13 protein-coding genes are annotated in these 17,409 nt (G+C 64.3%); 8 read left to right on the forward strand and 5 right to left on the reverse strand.

The features are described 5' to 3' along the window. The first annotated feature begins 268 nt into the window (after positions 1-268). Positions 269-1,969: an alpha-amylase family protein gene (locus WN72_RS46215; protein ID WP_092211893.1), complete on the forward strand. Its 1,701-nt coding sequence runs from the start codon at positions 269-271 to the stop codon at positions 1,967-1,969. A 172-nt stretch (positions 1,970-2,141) separates the two neighbouring features. Here the strand turns inward: WN72_RS46215 and WN72_RS46220 are convergent, their stop codons facing one another. Continuing rightward, positions 2,142-3,740, reverse strand: a complete 1,599-nt coding sequence (locus tag WN72_RS46220) for an alpha-amylase family glycosyl hydrolase (protein WP_027563306.1) — start codon at positions 3,738-3,740, stop codon at positions 2,142-2,144. Positions 3,741-3,912: 172 nt separating this feature from the next. Between WN72_RS46220 and WN72_RS46225 the strand changes: the two genes are divergently transcribed. Beyond that, positions 3,913-4,593: an MBL fold metallo-hydrolase gene (locus WN72_RS46225; protein ID WP_092211891.1), complete on the forward strand. Its 681-nt coding sequence runs from the start codon at positions 3,913-3,915 to the stop codon at positions 4,591-4,593. Between the two features lie 3 nt (positions 4,594-4,596). Here the strand turns inward: WN72_RS46225 and WN72_RS46230 are convergent, their stop codons facing one another. Further along, entirely contained in the window at positions 4,597-4,965 is a 369-nt protein-coding gene (locus tag WN72_RS46230; RefSeq protein WP_092212388.1) for a winged helix-turn-helix transcriptional regulator, read from the reverse strand. A 138-nt stretch (positions 4,966-5,103) separates the two neighbouring features. Between WN72_RS46230 and WN72_RS46235 the strand changes: the two genes are divergently transcribed. After that, positions 5,104-5,406: a hypothetical protein gene (locus WN72_RS46235; RefSeq protein ID WP_231164169.1), complete on the forward strand. Its 303-nt coding sequence runs from the start codon at positions 5,104-5,106 to the stop codon at positions 5,404-5,406. Between the two features lie 181 nt (positions 5,407-5,587). Here the strand turns inward: WN72_RS46235 and WN72_RS46240 are convergent, their stop codons facing one another. After that, positions 5,588-6,760 carry an extracellular catalytic domain type 1 short-chain-length polyhydroxyalkanoate depolymerase gene (locus WN72_RS46240; RefSeq protein ID WP_167380569.1) on the reverse strand — a complete coding sequence of 391 codons (1,173 nt, stop codon included), beginning with the start codon at positions 6,758-6,760 and terminating at the stop codon, positions 5,588-5,590. A gap of 140 nt (positions 6,761-6,900) precedes the next feature. Continuing rightward, a complete protein-coding gene (locus WN72_RS46245) occupies positions 6,901-8,313 on the reverse strand; it encodes an MFS transporter (RefSeq protein WP_092211887.1) in 1,413 nt (470 codons plus the stop codon). A 160-nt stretch (positions 8,314-8,473) separates the two neighbouring features. Between WN72_RS46245 and sthA the strand changes: the two genes are divergently transcribed. From sthA to WN72_RS46260, 3 genes are all read left to right on the forward strand, one after another. Next, positions 8,474-9,865 carry a Si-specific NAD(P)(+) transhydrogenase gene (gene sthA, locus WN72_RS46250; protein WP_092211884.1) on the forward strand — a complete coding sequence of 464 codons (1,392 nt, stop codon included), beginning with the start codon at positions 8,474-8,476 and terminating at the stop codon, positions 9,863-9,865. Positions 9,866-10,128: 263 nt separating this feature from the next. Next, the gene (locus tag WN72_RS46255) at positions 10,129-11,364 is read left to right on the forward strand and encodes an LLM class flavin-dependent oxidoreductase (RefSeq protein ID WP_092211882.1); all 1,236 of its coding nucleotides are present in this window, start codon (positions 10,129-10,131) and stop codon (positions 11,362-11,364) included. A 143-nt stretch (positions 11,365-11,507) separates the two neighbouring features. After that, positions 11,508-12,884 (forward strand): cytochrome P450, encoded by a 1,377-nt coding sequence (locus tag WN72_RS46260; protein ID WP_167380568.1) that lies wholly within the window; start codon positions 11,508-11,510, stop codon positions 12,882-12,884. Between the two features lie 256 nt (positions 12,885-13,140). Here WN72_RS46260 and WN72_RS46265 read toward each other — a convergent pair whose 3' ends face one another. Next, positions 13,141-13,980, reverse strand: a complete 840-nt coding sequence (locus WN72_RS46265) for an SDR family NAD(P)-dependent oxidoreductase (RefSeq protein ID WP_092211878.1) — start codon at positions 13,978-13,980, stop codon at positions 13,141-13,143. A gap of 163 nt (positions 13,981-14,143) precedes the next feature. On the opposite strand from WN72_RS46265, the gene WN72_RS46270 reads away from it, so the two are divergent. Next, positions 14,144-15,109, forward strand: coding sequence for a sensor histidine kinase (locus tag WN72_RS46270; RefSeq protein WP_092212386.1), 966 nt, complete (start codon positions 14,144-14,146; stop codon positions 15,107-15,109). 345 nt (positions 15,110-15,454) lie between these two features. Beyond that, positions 15,455-17,191, forward strand: a complete 1,737-nt coding sequence (locus tag WN72_RS46275; RefSeq protein ID WP_167380567.1) for a putative bifunctional diguanylate cyclase/phosphodiesterase — start codon at positions 15,455-15,457, stop codon at positions 17,189-17,191. The last annotated feature ends 218 nt before the right edge of the window (positions 17,192-17,409 follow it).

Raw genomic sequence — 17,409 nt, forward strand, 5'->3', positions numbered from 1 at the left:
GGGAGATTAGCCGATTCCGTTCTGCCCGTCATTCCGGGGCGCGACGAAGTCGCAAGCCCGGAATCCATAACCACAGGGAGGAGTTGTGGAGCGAAGTGGATCACTCCTGATCTTCGCAACACGACTTCCTGCGGTTATGGGTCCCGGGCTCGCGCTACGCGCGCCCCGGGACGACAGAGAGTGTGAGGCGACGCGCGGAACCTCCCCTCCCCCACGCACTTATCACGCAGCCGCCACACCTCGGCGGGGACATCGAGGCCGCCCGCGCATGATCGACGATCTCTGGTACAAGAACGGCGTGATCTATTGCCTCTCCGTCGGCACCTATATGGATGCGAACGGCGACGGCGTCGGCGATTTCAAGGGCCTGCTCCGCCGGCTCGACTACCTGCACGGGCTCGGCATCACCACGATCTGGCTGATGCCGTTCCAGACCTCGCCGGGCCGCGACGACGGCTACGACATCGCCGACTATTACAGCGTCGATTCCCGCTACGGCACGCTGGGCGATTTCGTCGAGTTCACCCATGGCTGCCAGCAGCGCGGCATCCGCGTCATCATCGATCTCGTCGTCAACCACACCTCGGACCAGCATCACTGGTTCAAGGAGGCGCGGCGCGACAAGAGCTCGCCCTATCGCGACTGGTATGTGTGGTCCGACAAGAAGCCGGCCAATGCCAACAAGGGCATGGTGTTTCCCGGCGTGCAGAAATCGACCTGGACGCGCGACAAGGACTCCGGCGCCTACTATTTCCACCGCTTCTACGATTTCCAGCCCGATCTCAACACCTCGAACCCGCATGTGCAGGCCGAGATCCTGAAGATCATGGGCTTCTGGATCCAGCTCGGCGTCTCCGGCTTCCGCATGGATGCCGTGCCCTTCGTGATCTCCACCAAGGGCGCCAAGGTGAAGAAGCCGGTCGAGCAGTACGACATGCTGCGCGCGTTCCGCGAATTCCTGCAATGGCGCCAGGGCGACGCCATCATCCTTGCCGAAGCCAATGTGCTGCCGGAAACCGACCTCGACTATTTCGGCCGCGATGCCGACCGCATGCACATGATGTTCAACTTCCAGGTCAACCAGCACCTGTTCTATGCGCTGGCCTCCGCCGATTCCCGCCCGCTGGCCAAGGCGTTGAAAGCAACGAAACCGCGGCCGGCCTCGGCGCAATGGGGCCTGTTCCTGCGCAATCACGACGAGCTCGATCTCGGACGGCTGACGAAAACGCAGCGCGAGGTGGTGTTCAAAAGCTTTGGTCCCGACAAGGACATGCAGCTCTACGACCGCGGCATCCGCCGCCGCCTTGCTCCGATGCTGGGCGGCGACCGCAGGCGGCTCGAGCTCGCCTACAGCCTGATGTGCACGCTGCCGGGAACGCCCGTGATCCGCTACGGCGACGAGATCGCGATGGGCGATGATCTCTCGCTGCCCGAGCGCAATTGCGCGCGCACGCCGATGCAATGGTCGACCGAGCCGCATGGCGGCTTCACCAAGAGCGACAAGCCGGCCTGCCCCGTGATCGACCAGGGGCCTTACGGCTACCCGCACGTCAATGTCGCAAAGCAGCGGCGCGATCCCAACTCGATGCTGAACTGGACCGAGCGCATCGTGCGCATGCGGAAAGAAGTGCCGGAGATCGGCTGGGGCGATTTCGCTGTCATCCCTCTACGCGATCCCGCCGTGTTCATTATCCGCTACGACTGGCGCAACAATTCGGTGCTGTTCGTGCACAATCTCGACGAGAAGCCGCGCGAGATCGCGTTCTCGGCGGGGCTGCCGGATGATGCCGGCGCGCACCTGATCAATCTGCTCGCGGAAGATCACAGCCACGCCGACAAGCGCGGCCAGCACCGCGTCGTGCTGGAGCCCTATGGCTATCGCTGGTATCGCGTCGGCGGGCTGGATTATCTGTTGAAGCGGGATGATATCGACGAGCATACGGTGCGAGGGAAGAAGCATCCGGGGTAGATGCGGCCGCCTGCGTCATTCCGGGGCGCGCCACTCGGCGCGAGCCCGGAATCCATAACCACGGGCAGGAGTGTGGCGCGAGCAGGTCACTCCGAGTCTTCGCCAAACTGCTCCCTGTGGTTATGGGTCCCGGATCGGCGCGCCGCTTCGCTGCGCTTGTCCGGGACGACGGCTAGCGCGGCGCGACGATCACCCCTTCATTCCCGCGCAAATCGAGCACGCCTTCGAGCCGCTCGCCCTCGCGATCCAGGAACGTCGACAGCACAATCTCGCTGCCGAACCGGATCGCGCTCGTCGTCACCGCGATCGGCTCGCGGCCGAGATTGAGCGCCACGATGATCGCCTTGCCCTCGGCGGCGCGGCGGTAGATCAGGAGATCGCCTTGCGCGGCGATCGGGTGATAGTCGCCCGACACCAATGGCTGACATGTCCGCCGGAAGGCGATCAGGCGCCGGTACAGGCTGAGGATCGAACGCGGATCGGCCTCGAGATCGACGACGTTCTCGCGGATGTGATCCTCGGGCAGCGGCAGCCATGGCCTTGCTTCCGAGAAGCCGGCGTAGTTCGACGAGTCCCATTGCATCGGCGTGCGGCAGCCGTCGCGCCCGACGCCCAGGCCAGGCACGTTCTTCTCGAAGGGATCCTGCACGTCCTCCGGCGCGATCGCGAGCTGATGCATGCCGATCTCGTCGCCGTAATAGAGCGTCGGCGTGCCGCGCAGGGTCAGGAGCAGCATGGCGGCGACGCGGGCCTGCTCAGGCCCGACGCGGCTTGCGACACGCGGACGGTCGTGATTGCCGAGCACCCAGTTCGGCCAGGCGCGCTTCGGCAGCGCCTTCTCGTAATCCTCGACGATCGTCTCGATCGAGCGCGCGCTCCAGAAGGTCGAGAGCAGCGCGAAATTGAACGGCATCTGCGCGCCGGTGAGGTCGTTGCCGTAATAGGCCATCAGGCGATGCAGCGGCAGGTAGATCTCGCCGATCAGCACGCGCGCCGCATACGCATCGGTGACGCGCCGCATCTGCGCGATCACCTCATGCACCTCGTCCTGGTCGGTGGAATATTGGGTGAGGATCTTCTCGTTCGGCGGCCGGCCCTCGACGTAATGCGGGTTCGGCGGATTGTCGCGGAACTCAGAATCCTTGATCAGGTGCCAGATCACGTCGACGCGAAAGCCGTCGACGCCCTTCTCCAGCCAGAACCGCATCACGTCGTAGATCGCGGTGCGCACCTCGGGATTGCGCCAGTTGAGGTCCGGCTGCTGGGCCAGGAAGGCGTGGTAGTAGTACTGACCTGTGGTCTCGTCGAGGGCCCACGCGCTGCCGCCGAACTCGGACAGCCAGTTGTTCGGCACGCCGCCGTCCGGCTTCGGGTCGCGCCAGATGTACCAGTCACGTTTGGGATTGTCGCGCGAGGACCGGCTCTCGATGAACCACGGATGCTGGTCCGAGGTATGGTTCGGTACGAGATCGAGGATCAGCTTCAAGCCGTTGTCATGCGCGGCCGCGAGCAACGTATCGAAATCCGCCATCGTGCCGAACAGCGGCTCGATGCCGGTATAGTCGGAGATGTCGTAGCCGAAATCGGCCATCGGCGAAGGAAAGATCGGCGACAGCCAGATCGCGTCGACGCCGAGCGATTTCACGTAAGGCAGCCGGCGCAGGATGCCGGCGAGGTCGCCGACGCCGTCGCCGTTGCTGTCCTGAAACGAGCGCGGGTAGATCTGATAGAAGATGCCGTCGCGCCACCAATTGTCGCCGCCCTGTGCCATGCCGGAGGTACCACCCGATATTCTGCCCTGCGCGAGAGAACGCGGCAGGAACGCCCCGGTTCAAACTGGCAAGGCAATTGGGACGGCCGTGTGACGTTTGGTGCGGCTGTTCCCCCGCCGCTCGCACGAATCTTTTGCTTGGCGGCATGGCAAAAATCGGCATTGTGGCGCCATGACCGAGCAAAATGACACCCAAGACTCCTCGCAAGCCAAGGCGGGCGCGATCATCGTTCCTGTGACGCTGTTCGAGCAGAACTGCACCATCATCTGGGACGAGCCCGGCAAGAAGGCCGTGGTGATCGATCCCGGCGGCGACGTGCCGAAGATCCTGGACGCGATCAAGCAGACCGGCGTCACCGTCGAGAAGATCTGGCTGACCCACGGCCATATCGACCATGTCGGCGGCGCGGCGGAGCTGCGCGATGCGCTGAAGGTGCCGATCGAGGGCCCGCATCAGGCCGACAAGTTCCTGCTCGACAATGTCGTCGAGAGCGGTGCACGCTTCGGCATGACCGGGGTCCGCAACTTCGCGCCGGACCGCTGGCTCGACGAGGGCGACACCGTCTCGATCGGCGGCCTCTCCTTCGACATCTTCCACTGCCCCGGCCATTCGCCCGGCAGCGTGGTGTTCTTCAACAAGGAATTGCGGTTCGCCCATGTCGGTGACGTCTTGTTTGCGGGCTCGGTCGGACGCACCGATCTGCCCGGCGGCAGTCACCCCACGCTGATCGATTCGATCAAGACAAAGCTCTTGCCGCTCGGCGACGATGTCGGCTTCATCTGCGGCCATGGCGCCGGCTCGAGCATCGGCCAGGAGCGGATGACCAATCCGTTCATCACCGGCGAGATGTGAACGTTACTCCGCCGCATCGGCGAACGTCGCGGCCTCGCCGAGATTGCGCTCGCCCCACTCACGAATGGCGGCCACGACGGGCACGAAACTCTTGCCCTTGCGCGTGAGGCGATACTCGACCTTGGGCGGCACCTCGCCAAAGTCCTTGCGGTCAATGAGACCGCTCTCCGTCAGCGCCTTCAATTCGCGGCTGAGCACGCGCGGGGTGATCTCGGCGCTGCCGCTGGCGCCGCGCAGCAGGCCGCTCCTGATCTCGCCATAGCGGCGCGGGCCGTCCTTGAGGTCCCAGACGATGCGCAGCTTGTACTTGCCGCTGATCATTTTTTGAAACGCCGCAACCGGACAGGTGCGCGCCGGATTGGCCTTTGCCATGTCGTCTCCTCCATGCCAGCCAGCTTGCGGCAGGATAGGAGCGACGGCGAAAAAGTCCATACTATCAATTTTGTCCATACTTGCGGGATCGCTCCCAGGGCGCAGATGATGACGCACAGGACGAACAGGGAGCGTCACATGAAGCACTTCATGATCAAGTACCAGTTCAGGAACGGCACGACGGAAGAATGGCACCGCGAGATCGGCCGCTTCATCAAGGCGATCGACGGCGATCCGGAGCTGAAAGGGCGGATCGGCTATCGCGTCCTCAAGAACCGCGACGACGGCCAGTATTTCCACCTCGCCAGCGTGACCGACGATGCCGCGCAAAAGACGCTGCAATCGCGGGAGTTCTTCAGGGCCTATCAGGAGATGACAAGGAAGGTCGCCGGCGGCGAGGTGACGGCGACGCCGATCGAGATGATCGACGCGACGAAGTAGCTGTGAACTCCGCTGTCGTCCCGGACAAGCGCCGCGAAGCGGAGCGCTGATCCGGGACCCATAACCACAGGGAGACGTGGTTACGAGGACTCGGAGTTATCTTCTCGCGCCAAACTGCGGCCTGTGGTTATGGGTCCCGGGTTCGCGCTTCGCGCGCCCCGGGACGACAGCGGGGGCTGGCTTACTTCATCAACCCCGCCGCCGTCAGCGCGCGAGTGATGATCTGGCCGAGATCGAAGCTGCGGGATTTCTCGCGCTTGGGCTCGGGTTGTTCGGCGACGGCGGCGCGGATCGAGCGGGCGAGATGCGGCGCGGGGGTCAGCGCCGGCTTCGCCGTTGCGGGCTTTGCCTCCGCTGTCTTCGCAGCGTCCGGAATCCAGCCGGTCAGGCCGAAGAATTTTGCGATGTGATAGGACGAGGAGATGCCGGCCTCGATCAGGAACGCACCTTCGATGCCGTAGCGCTGGTCGTTGTCGGCTAGCCCAAGCGGCGTGCCATGCGCCATGTCGGTGATGGCGTAGGATTCGACCAGCGTCTCGCCGTCCTTGTTCCACCAGGCCTGGCGCGGATAGCCGTCGACATTGGTCTCGGCCATCGGCACGGCGGGCAGGTCATGCAGATCGAGCCATTGCTTGACGATCTCGTTGGCATTGCCGGGATTGACGGTGCGGTCGGCGCTGCCGTGCCACACAGACATCTTTGGCCACGGCCCGCGATGATCCGAGGCATTGCGGACGAGATCGCCGAGCGCGCGCGCGGGGCGCACCGGCGAATGAAACATGCCGTCCAGCGCCTCGCGCAAATTCGAGGCGATGCCATATGGCAGGCCGGCAATGACAGCGCCGGCTGCGAAAACTTCCGGATAGGTTGCAAGCATCACCGAGGTCATGCCGCCGCCGGCAGAGAGACCCGTGATGAAGATGCGCCTGGCATCGATGCGATGCGTCGCGGCCATGTGCGCGATCATCTCGCGGATCGAACGCGCCTCGCCGCTGTCCCGCGCGGTGTCTTCCGGATTGAACCAGTTGAAGCAGGTGTTGCCGTTGTTGACGCGCTGCTGCTCGGGCATCAGCAGCGCGAAGCCATAGTGCTTCGCGAGCGTCGACCAGCCTGCGCCGAGATCATAGCCGGCCGCGGTCTGGCCGCAGCCATGCAGCACGACGACGAGCGCGCGCGGCTTCTGCAGCTGCGCCGGCACGAACGCGAACATGCGCAAGTTTCCGGGATTGGCGCCGAAGTCCGTGACTTCTTGCAGCGGGCTGGATGAATCAACGCTGCGGCCGAACTCGGCAAAGCGCAGACCGTCCAGCTTCGGCAGACGTCTCAACAGATCGACATTTCTGGCTAACGACACGGCAACTTCCTGATGGGCGAATCTCAACGTTCACCCAAACCAAATAGTTGCTGCGGTGCAAAATAAAAAGGCCGTGCGCTGTCAATCACCCGAAATCACGCAAATACCCGCAGGAATCCGCACGTATTAACCGCACTGCCTCAACTTCGTGCAGATGCGCGGCGCATCCACGACAAGAATGCGGCGCAGATCATGATTAACGTCACAAACAACACAAGCGAGACGAGAAATCCTGCGCGCGCTGATTGCAGCGCCTCGATTGCGAAGAACACCGCACCGATTGCGGCCACTCCGGCCGCATTTCCGATCTGCGCGGTCGTGCCGTACGCGCCGGAAGCGGAGCCTGCCGCGACAGGCTTGACGGTCGACAGCACCGCGCCTGAGAGCGGCGCCATCACAAGTCCCTGACCGTAGCCGAAGACGATCATGGTGAGCGCGAGCGTGATTGCCGTCGGTGATTCCATCGAGCCCGCAACAAGTGCGAGCGCAGCGAGGCCCGCGATCTGCAGTGCGCAGCCTTCGATCAACACCTTGGTCCCGCGATGGCGCGCGCGCACGCCGCTGTGGCGCGAGGCAACAACGAATGCAAGCGCGAGTGGAATGAAGGCCATGCCGGCTTCGAGCGGTGGGATCCTGAGCCCGCGCTGCATGTACAGCGTCATGACGAGATAGAAGGAGAGATTGGCGACGAAGAAAAAGAAGGCGGCACCGAGCCCGCGCAGGAAGGCGGCATCCGCGAGCAGCGTGAGATCGATCAGCGGCATGCCGCCGCTGCGTGCGACAGCATGTTCGAGCCTCACGAAGGCAAAGAGGATCAGGCCGCCGAGCACCATCACCGCCCACAGCCACGGCGCCCAGCCGACATCATGGCCGAACAGCAGCGGCCCGATCAGGCAGAGCAGCCCCGCGAACAGGACGACGCTGCCCTTGATGTCGAGCCTCGTGCCTGATCGCCGCGGCACCGTCGGCATGATGCGCCAGGCCGCAGCGGCGATGACGAGGCCGCAGGGCACGTTGACGAAGAACACCGAGCGCCAGCCGGTGTGCGCAAGGTCGATCGTGACGAGGAGACCGCCGAGCAGAAAACCCGCAGCACCGGCGAGCCCGAGCACGATGCCGTAGATGGCGAAGGCGCGGCTGCGCGTCTCGTCGGTGAAGAGCAGATGCAATGTCGCCAGCACCTGCGGCACCATCAGCGCCGCGGTCGCGCCCTGTGCCAGCCGCGCGATGATCAACTCGGCGCCGGACTGTGCCAGCCCGCACCAGAGCGAGGTCGCCGTGAAGCCGAGCACGCCTGCCAGGAAGACATTCTTCGTGCCATGGATGTCGCCGAGCCGGCCGCCGGTGACGACCAGCGTCGCATAGGCGATCAGGTAGATCGCGATCACGGATTCGATCTGCGCCGGCGTCGCGTGCAGATCGACCGCGATGGTCGGGATGGCGACGTTCACGATGAAGGCGTCGACGCCGAACATGAACTGGGCGGCGACGACGATCGCCAGCACCCACCAGCGGCGGGTCGAATCGATGGGCTTTGTGACGGTTTGATGCATCGGCGCAGCAGCTTTCGGGAATTTATTTGCGCGCGATGCTCGCAGATCGGCGTCATCCGCGCGATTACCTCGGAGGTAGGACTTGTTTTCCCCTTGCCGCACTGGCCCGATTGCTGCATGTCGGTTCCCGCTGATTTTGCAGGGGTTCGGAAGTCTCCCGATGTACGACTACGACATGGTGGTGATCGGCTCGGGCCCGTCCGGGCGCCGGGCCGCGGTGCAATGTGCCAAGCTCGGCAAGGCCGTACTGGTGGTGGAGAAGGGCCGGCGGGTCGGCGGCGTCTCCGTTCACACCGGCACGATCCCCTCCAAGACGCTGCGCGAGACCGTGCTGAACCTGTCCGGCTGGCGCGAGCGCGGCTTCTACGGCCGCTCCTACAAGGTGAAGCAGGACATCGCGGCAAGCGATCTGATGATCCGGCTCCAGAAGACGCTCGACCACGAGGTCGAGGTCTTGGAGCATCAGTTCAGCCGCAACCTCGTCCGCACCGCCAATGGCGAGGCGCGCTTCGTCTCGCCGCACGAGGTCGAGATCACGAGCGCAATCGGCGAAACCAAGACCGTGTCGGCCGCCTTCATCCTGATCGCCTGCGGCACGCGTCCGTTCCGGCCCGATTACGTGCCGTTCGACGGCACAAGCGTGCTCGACAGCGACGAGATCATCGAGCTGCCGAAGCTGCCGCGCAGCCTGGCCGTGATCGGCGCCGGCGTGATCGGCGTCGAATATGCCACCATCTTCAGCGCGCTCGACGTGCCCGTGACCCTGATCGAGCCGCGACCAACCTTCCTCGATTTCATCGACAAGGAACTGATCGAGGAGTTCATGCACGAATTACGCGACCGCAATGTCGCGCTGCGGCTCGGCTCCAAGGTGACGTCGATCGAGAAGACCGCGCAGGGCGGCATCGTCACCAACCTCTCCGACGGGCGCCACGTCACCACGGAAATGCTGCTGTTCGCGGCGGGGCGTGTCGGCGCCACCGACCGCCTCAATCTCGAAGCCGCCGGCATCGCCGTCGACCATCGCGGCCGCATCACGGTCGATCCGGTCAGCCTGCAGACCAGCGTGCCGCATATCTACGCCGCCGGCGACGTGATCGGCTTTCCGAGCCTTGCCTCCACCTCGATGGAGCAGGGCCGCGTCGCTGCCTGCCACGCGCTCGGCATGGAGCCATTGGCGCCGCCGGAATTCTTCCCCTACGGCATCTATTCGGTGCCGGAGATCTCGACCGCGGGTCTGACGGAAGAAGAGGTGCGTACGCGCGGCATTCCCTACGAGGTCGGCATCGCGCGTTTCCGCGAGACCTCGCGCGGCCACATCATGGGGCTGAACAGCGGCATGATGAAGATGATCTTCTCGACCAAGACCCGCCGCCTGCTCGGCGTGCACATCCTCGGCGAAGGCGCCACCGAGCTGATCCATATCGGCCAGGCCGTGCTGAACCTCAAAGGCACAATCGACTATTTCATCCAGAACACGTTCAACTATCCGACGCTGGCCGAGGCGTACAAGATCGCTGGCCTCGATGCGTGGAACAGGATGACGCGGTAGCTCCGCCCTCTTCTCGTCATGCCCGGGCTTGTCCCGGGCATCCACGTTCTCCGTACAGCGGGGCAAGGCGTGGATGGCCGGGACAAGCCCGGCCATGACGGGTGTGGAAGCGTGTGCGCGCAAGCAGTGAATAGCGAAGAGAGCAGTCTACGCTACGCATGCCTGCATTCCGCTGCGCGGGACATCACGCGATTGCGTTCGTTTCCGCCACCACGTAGCCTCATCACTTCAACAAACAGAAAATCGAAGCCGGAGAGAACGCCATGGCGCGCCTGAAGTTCGGAGCCTTTCTTGCCCCGCATCACCCGATCGGGGAGCATCCGATGCTCCAGTTCCGGCGCGATCTCGACCTCGTCGAGCAGCTCGACGCGCTCGGTTATGACGAGTTCTGGTGCGGCGAGCACCATTCCTCCGGCTGGGAGATGATCGCCTCGCCCGAGATGTTTCTGGCCGCGGCGGGCGAGCGCACCAAGCGAATCAAGCTCGGCACCGGCGTGGTGTCGCTGCCCTATCACCATCCCTTCAACGTCGCGCAGCGCATGGTGCAGCTCGACCACATGACCGGCGGCCGCGCCATCTTCGGCTCCGGCCCCGGCGCGCTTGCCTCCGACGCACACACGCTCGGCATCGACCCGATGACGCAGCGCGACCGCCAGGACGAGGCGATCGGCGTCATCCGCCGCCTGTTCAACGGCGAGCGCGTCACCGCCAGGAGCGACTGGTTCACCATGAACGACGCCGCGCTCCAGCTCCTGCCGCTACAGGAGGAGATGCCGTTCGTGGTGGCCTCGCAGATCTCGCCGTCAGGCATGACGCTCGCCGGCAAATACGGCATCGGCATCATCTCGCTGGGCTCGATGACGACGCAAGGGCTGATGTCGCTGCAGCAGCAATGGCAGTTCGCCGAGGACGCCGCCAAGAAGCACGGCACCAAGGTGAACCGCGCCGACTGGCGCGTGCTGCTCACCTTCCACATCGCCGAGAGCCGCGAGCAGGCGCGCCGCGAGGCCGGCGCCGGGCTGATGCGCTGGCACAACGAATATAATGTCGGCACGCTGCAGCGGCCGGGGCTGACCGCGTTCTCCTCGCCGGATGAAGCCGTGGACAAGACCGCCTTCGTCGAGGGCGCGGCCTCCACCATCGGCACGCCCGACGATCTCGTCAAAACCATCAAGAACGTGATGCAGGTGTCCGGCGGCGTCGGCGCCATCATCGGCTTCGTGCACGACTGGGCCAATCCGGAAGCCACGCGCCGGAGCTGGGACATGGTCGCGCGCTATGTCGTGCCGGAGATCAACGGCTACATCGACGGCCTGCGCAAGTCGCAAAAATTCGTGATCGAGAACCGCGCGATCTTCGAGCGCGCCGGGCAAGCGGTGATGGCCAAGATCATGGAGAACGAGAAGGCCGCCGAGGCGCTGAAAGTGACCGGGCCGGGCCGCGTTGCGATTCCAGCCGTCAACGCGCCAGATCTGCAGAAGGAAGCGGCGAAGCGCTAGGCCTCATTGGCGTTACGCTCGTAACCACGTTCACGCACAAGACATATCGGCCTGTGCTATGCTGACATGGTCAGTTTGGCGCAGGCCGCAATATTGCCGCGGTCGCGCGATGTCTGTTCGGTCCGCCAACCGGAGCAATCGTCATGTCGATGCAGAATGTGGCCACGTCTGAACTCGGCTACACCCCGCCCAGGCGCAACGAGCTGACGCACATCCCGGGCGACGAAGGCTGGCCGATCATTGGCATGACCTTCAAGGTGCTGGCCGACCCCAAGGGACATATCGAGCGGAACGGCGCCAAATACGGGCCCGTCTATCGCACCCACATTTTCGGCGAGACCAACGTCGTGCTGCTCGGCCCCGAGGCCAACGAGCTGGTGCTGTTCGACCAACACAAGCTGTTCTCCTCGACTCACGGCTGGAACAAGGTGCTGGGCCTGTTGTTTCCACGCGGCTTGATGCTGCTCGATTTCGACGAGCACCGGTTGCATCGCAAGGCGCTGTCGGTCGCGTTCAAGTCGGGGCCGATGAAATCCTATCTGGCCGATCTCGACCGCGGCATCGAAGGCCGCGTCGCGCAGTGGAAGGCTAGACCCGGCGAGATGCAGCTCTACCCGGCGATGAAGCAGCTCACGCTCGATCTTGCCGCGGCGTCGTTCCTCGGTGCCAATATCGGGCCGGAGGTCGACGAGATCAACCGCGCCTTCGTCGACATGGTCGCGGCCGCCGTCGCGCCGATCCGCCGGCCCCTGCCCGGCACACAGATGGCGCGCGGGGTGAAGGGCCGCAAGCGCATCGTCGCCTATTTCCGCGAGCAGATTCCGCTGCGACGCGGCAATCACGGCGGCGACGATCTGTTCTCGCAGCTCTGCCGCGCCACCCATGAGGACGGCGCGCTGCTGTCCGAGCAGGACATCATCGACCACATGAGCTTTCTGATGATGGCCGCGCACGACACGCTGACCTCGTCGCTGACCTCCTTTGTCGGCGAGCTCGCCGCCAATCCGGACTGGCAGGAACGCCTGCGCGCCGAAGTTATGGCACTCGGGCTCGCGCCGGACGCACCGAGCAGCTTCGACGATCTCGACAAGATGAAGCTGACGGAGATGGCCTTCAAGGAAGCACTGCGGATCAAGCCGCCGGTGCCCTCGATGCCGCGCCGCGCGATGCGCGATTTCAGCTTCAAGGGATACAGGATTCCCGCCGGCACCGCGGTCGGCGTCAATCCGCTCTATACGCATCACATGAAGGAGATCTGGCCGGAGCCCGACCGCTTCGATCCCATGCGCTTCACCGAAGAGGCCCAGCGCAACCGCCACCGCTTCGCCTTCGTGCCGTTCGGCGGCGGCGCGCATATGTGCCTCGGCCTGCACTTCGCCTACATGCAGGCGAAATGCTTCGCGCGGCACTTCCTGCAGAACATCGAGGTGTCGCTGGAGCCTGGCTACAAGCCGGACTGGCAGATGTGGCCGATCCCGAAGCCGCGCGATGGGCTGAGGGTGAGGGTGCGGGCGGTGTGAAGTTTATCGTGTCCCGGACGCGCGGAGCGCGAGCCGGGACCCAGAATCGTTAGGGTGTGTTGAGTTCGGAGAGATGGGCCCCGGCTCTGCAGCGCACCGCTGAAGAAGCGCTGCGCTGCGTTCGGGGCACGAGATATCGTAGGGTGGGCAAAGGCGCGGAGCGCCGTGCCCACGATCTTTCGCATAGGGACATTTGGTGGGCACGGCGCGCGAAGGGCGCGCCTTTGCCGACCCTACGGCACCGTCGCCGGAGCCGCTACGCTCCGTCGTCAAACGCCTTGCGCAACGCGCTCAAACCCTGCTGCTGCTGGCTCCAGTTGCGGCCGCTGGTCATGGCGCCGTCGATGACGAGGTCGTGGCCGTTGATGAAGCTGGATTCGTCGCTGGCCAGGAACACCGCGGCGTGGGCGATGTCGTCAGGCAGGCCCGCACGCGGGATCGGCTGCGCGGTCTTGTAGACCTCGCGCATCACCGCCGGCGTCTTCTCGGCGGCGTCGGTCGATAGTCCGAGCGCCTTGCCGAAAATGCCGGTCGCGATCGCGCCGGGCGAGATCGAGTTGACGCGCACATTCGATTCGCCGAGCTCCATCGCCACGCATTTGGTGAGATGGATCACCGCCGCCTTGGCCGCGCCATAGACGACCGACGAGGAGAAGCCGGCGAGGCGGCCGGCGATGCTGCCATTGTTGATGATGCTGCCGGAACCCTGCTTCTTCATGTAGGGCGCCGCGTGCTTCATGCCGAGCATGACGCTGCGGACCAGGGTCGCCATCGCCGCGTCGAAGCGCTCGACCTCGAGGCCCTCGATGCCCCCGGTCTGCGCCGGGCCGCCGGCATTGTTGAAGAGACAGTCGACCCGACCGAATTTCTCCACCGCCAGCGCGATCAGCGCCTGCATCTGCGCTTCGACCGTCACGTCGGTCTGGCGGAAGATGCAGTTGGACCCGAGCCGCGTGGCCAGCGCCTCGCCTTCCGGTAGTCGCCGCCCCGCGATCACAATTTTGGCACCTTCGACAACGAAGACTTCCGCAGTCCGCAATCCGATGCCGCTCGTCGCGCCCGTGATCACCGCCACCTTGCCGTCCAGCCTGCCCATGGAATGTCCCTGTTTTTGAACTTTTTGATGCCAAATGGCGGACACCGAGCATGACGGCTCCGCGGTGCTCACTATTCCTGCCGACTTTCGACAAGGCAAGCTTTGCTTGCGCTGGCGACATGCGTAACATTCATGGCGAATGCAGATCGCGACCGGGCCGCGCATGGAGAAGCTGATCGACGAATTCCGCAAGGGCTGGCAGGGCATGGCGCCGCCATCACTCGGCCTGAGCCTCGCCTTTGCGACCACCTGCGTGCTGGTTGCGACGCTGGCGCGTTGGGGACTCGCGCAAGTGCGGCCCGACGTCTACTTCACCCCCTACTTTCCTGCCGTGTTCTTTGCTACCGCCTTCGGCGGCTTCCGGATCGGCATCTTGACGGCGATCGTCGGCGGCGTGCTCGGCGTCGTCGTGAATTTCGGCGATGCCTTTGCCGATCGCGCGCGATTTGCCCTGCTGGCGCTGTATTGGGCGGTCTGCGCGCTCACCATCTGGGGCGTCGAGCACTATCGCTCGCTCCTGGTCGAGCAACGCCGGATCTCCAGGCGGCTGATCGAGGAAGAGGAGTATCGCAAGCTCCTGGTCGAGGAGCTCCAGCACCGGCTGAAGAACAAGCTGTCGACTGTGCACGCCGTGATGCACCAGGTGCTGCATGACCAGCCGCAGGTGTGGGCCCGGATCGACCCGCGGCTGCGGTCGCTGGCCACGACCGACGATCTGATCTCGCGGATCGACAAGGGTGGCTGCGACATCCGCGATCTGCTGATCGCGGAGCTCGGGCCCTACGGCCACGTCCGCTTTACGCTCAACGGCGACCGGCTGTTCCTGCCGCCGAAGCTCGCGGTCACGCTGTCATTGATGTTTCACGAGCTCGCTACCAATGCGGGCAAATATGGCGCGTTCTCCTCGCCGCGCGGCTTGTTGCAGGTCTCGTGGACCGTCAACGGCGATCGCCTCACCATCACCTGGGATGAAACCGAAGGCCCGAGCGTCGGCGAGGTGTCGGCGCCGGGCTTCGGCACCAAACTGCTGAAGTCGGCCCTGTTCGCCTTCGAGGGCAAGACCGAGATCTCGTATCTTCAGACCGGCCTGCATTGCATCATGCAATGTCGCATTCCCAAGAGCGGCTAGGCGGATAGCGAACTCGATCGAGTCACCGAAGCATCCACAGCGCCATGGCCGGGCATAGCCGTCCGAAGGACGGCGTCGCTTCGCTCGCCTATGTCCCGGGCATGACGACCTTTGATCACGCAACGAGAACGAAACAAGCGAAAGACAACCGCGCGCGCCGCCCGCGCTTTCGCAAGTGGCATTGACGCTCTGTTAATGACGATCGACAGCGCGTGTCGCATCGCCGCAAGTTTCCTCGAAAACACCCCCGTATTTCTGCGGACCCCTTAACCAAACTTAAGAGGGAACCACGCAAGATCGCAGCCATTGCAAAGGCGCGCTGAAACAACAAGATTCATGACTTCTATGAACGACAACAAATATTCCGGCGCGAGTGAAGCCGAGCTCGGATTTCTCAAGGAAATCGTTAGAATGCTGCCTGCCGGCCTGACCGTGCAGGACGCCGAAGGCAAGCTTCTGCTGGTTAACGATGCAGCGGCCGCCCAGCTCGGCATGGACGGCAGCCGTCCCTCCCCCGATCTTTCGCCGCGCCGCGAAGCCTGCCGCCAGGCGCTGAGCGCCGGCCAAGCCGTCGTCACCGAGGAAGCGCTGCACGAAGGCGCCGCGCGCCAGGTGCTGCTCACGACCCATCGCCCCGTTCGCCTCGCCGGACGCGAGCTCCTGATCTCGGCCTCCTCCGACATCACCGAGCAGAAGAATTTCGAGGACCAGCTGTTCCGCTCGGCCTATTTCGACGAGCTGACCGGCCTGCCCTCGCGGCGCGTGATCGAGCATCGCGCCAACAGCCTGCTGGCGCGCGAGCGCGGCGGCGATCGCTTTGCGCTGGCCTTTCTCGACGTCGACAATTTCAAGCACATCAACGACTATTACGGCCACGCCGTCGGCGATGCGCTGCTGGTCGAGCTGTCGAAGCGGCTCGGGCGGGACTTGCGCGATTCCGACATGCTGTCGCGCATCTCCGGCGACGAGTTCCTGCTGCTGCTCGCCCCGATCCAGAGCCAGGAGGAAGTCGCCGAATTCATGCAGTCGACGCTGGAGCGGCTGACCGCACCGTTCTTCATCGACAATTCGGAAGTCTTCGCCTCCACCTCGGTCGGCATCAGCCTCTATCCCGATCACGGACGCAATTTCGAGACGCTGCGCCAGAACGCCGACATCGCGATGTACCGCATCAAGAACGACGGCAAGGGATCGGCGGCCTTCTTCGATTCCAGCATGGAGCGGGAGGCGCTGGCGCGGACGAAGATCGAGCAATCGCTGCGGCTCGCCATCCTCGAAAAGCGATTCTGTTGCGCGTTCCAGTCCAAGGTCGACATCCGCACGCAGGCCGTGAAGGGCATCGAGGCATTGGTGCGCCTGCGCGACGACGAGGGCGTGATCCAGGCGCCGGGCTCGTTCATCAATCTCGCGAGCGAGCTCGGGCTGATCGACGAGCTGACCCATCTGGTGCTGGCCGAGATCGTCAAGTCGATCGACCTGATCAACGACACGTTCGGCCCGGAAGCGACCATCAGCATCAACGTCGCGGCCAAGCAGGCCGGCAATCCCGAATTCATGCGCAGCTTCGCGCAGGCGCTCGACGACACCGGCTTTCCCAAGCGGTTCATGATCGAGGTGACGGAAGACGCCTTCGTCGCCAAGAATCATTTCCAGGCCGAGATCCTGCCGATGTTCCGCAAGCTCGGCGTCGGCATCTCGATCGATGATTTCGGCACCGGCTATTCCTCGCTCTCGGCGCTGGCCGACATCACAGCGGACGAGATCAAGATCGACCGCTCCTTCATCACCGACATCCATAAGCGTCCGCGCAGCCAGGGCATCCTGCGCGCGATCGAATCCTTGAGCGAGGCGCTCGGCATGACCGTGATCGCCGAAGGCCTCGAATCCTACAAGGAGCTCGCCTATCTCCAGGCTGCGACCAAGATCCGCTACGCCCAGGGCTATTACTTCTCGCGGCCCATCTTCCTGGAGGAGCTGAAGCTCGCGACGCCTGCCTCGAGCGAGTCCCGCGCCAGCGTGGCGAGCCGCCCGATGCAGCAGAACCGCCAGGGCTATTCGCGGGCGAGCAGGTATCGGCGGTAGGGCAACGGCGCGACGATCTCGCTGTCGTCCCGGGGCGCGCGAAGCGCGAGCCCGGGACCCATAACCACAGGGAGCGGTTAGGCGCGAGGCTCCCACTCCGAGTCTTCGCCAAACCTCTTCCTGTGGGTATGGGTCCCGGGTTCGCTTCGCGCCCCGAAACGACGGCAATTGCTGAGCTGGCTTGCGTGCCATTTCCCCCTTTGAAATTGCTGCCCTTT

This window comes from Bradyrhizobium arachidis (genome assembly GCF_015291705.1).
Taxonomy (GTDB): domain Bacteria; phylum Pseudomonadota; class Alphaproteobacteria; order Rhizobiales; family Xanthobacteraceae; genus Bradyrhizobium; species Bradyrhizobium arachidis.

Excerpts from the sequence above, each read along its gene's own strand:
- WN72_RS46255 (WP_092211882.1), top strand. The coding sequence starts at position 10,129 with ATGGCGCGCCTGAAGTTCGGAGCCTTTCTTGCCCCGCATCACCCGATC.
- WN72_RS46225 (WP_092211891.1), top strand. The coding sequence starts at position 3,913 with ATGACCGAGCAAAATGACACCCAAGACTCCTCGCAAGCCAAGGCGGGC.
- WN72_RS46235 (WP_231164169.1), top strand. The coding sequence starts at position 5,104 with ATGAAGCACTTCATGATCAAGTACCAGTTCAGGAACGGCACGACGGAA.
- WN72_RS46270 (WP_092212386.1), top strand. The coding sequence starts at position 14,144 with ATGGAGAAGCTGATCGACGAATTCCGCAAGGGCTGGCAGGGCATGGCG.
- WN72_RS46265 (WP_092211878.1), bottom strand. The coding sequence starts at position 13,980 with ATGGGCAGGCTGGACGGCAAGGTGGCGGTGATCACGGGCGCGACGAGC.
- WN72_RS46215 (WP_092211893.1), top strand. The coding sequence starts at position 269 with ATGATCGACGATCTCTGGTACAAGAACGGCGTGATCTATTGCCTCTCC.
- WN72_RS46260 (WP_167380568.1), top strand. The coding sequence starts at position 11,508 with ATGTCGATGCAGAATGTGGCCACGTCTGAACTCGGCTACACCCCGCCC.
- WN72_RS46275 (WP_167380567.1), top strand. The coding sequence starts at position 15,455 with ATGAACGACAACAAATATTCCGGCGCGAGTGAAGCCGAGCTCGGATTT.
- sthA (WP_092211884.1), top strand. The coding sequence starts at position 8,474 with ATGTACGACTACGACATGGTGGTGATCGGCTCGGGCCCGTCCGGGCGC.
- WN72_RS46220 (WP_027563306.1), bottom strand. The coding sequence starts at position 3,740 with ATGGCACAGGGCGGCGACAATTGGTGGCGCGACGGCATCTTCTATCAG.
- WN72_RS46245 (WP_092211887.1), bottom strand. The coding sequence starts at position 8,313 with ATGCATCAAACCGTCACAAAGCCCATCGATTCGACCCGCCGCTGGTGG.
- WN72_RS46230 (WP_092212388.1), bottom strand. The coding sequence starts at position 4,965 with ATGGCAAAGGCCAATCCGGCGCGCACCTGTCCGGTTGCGGCGTTTCAA.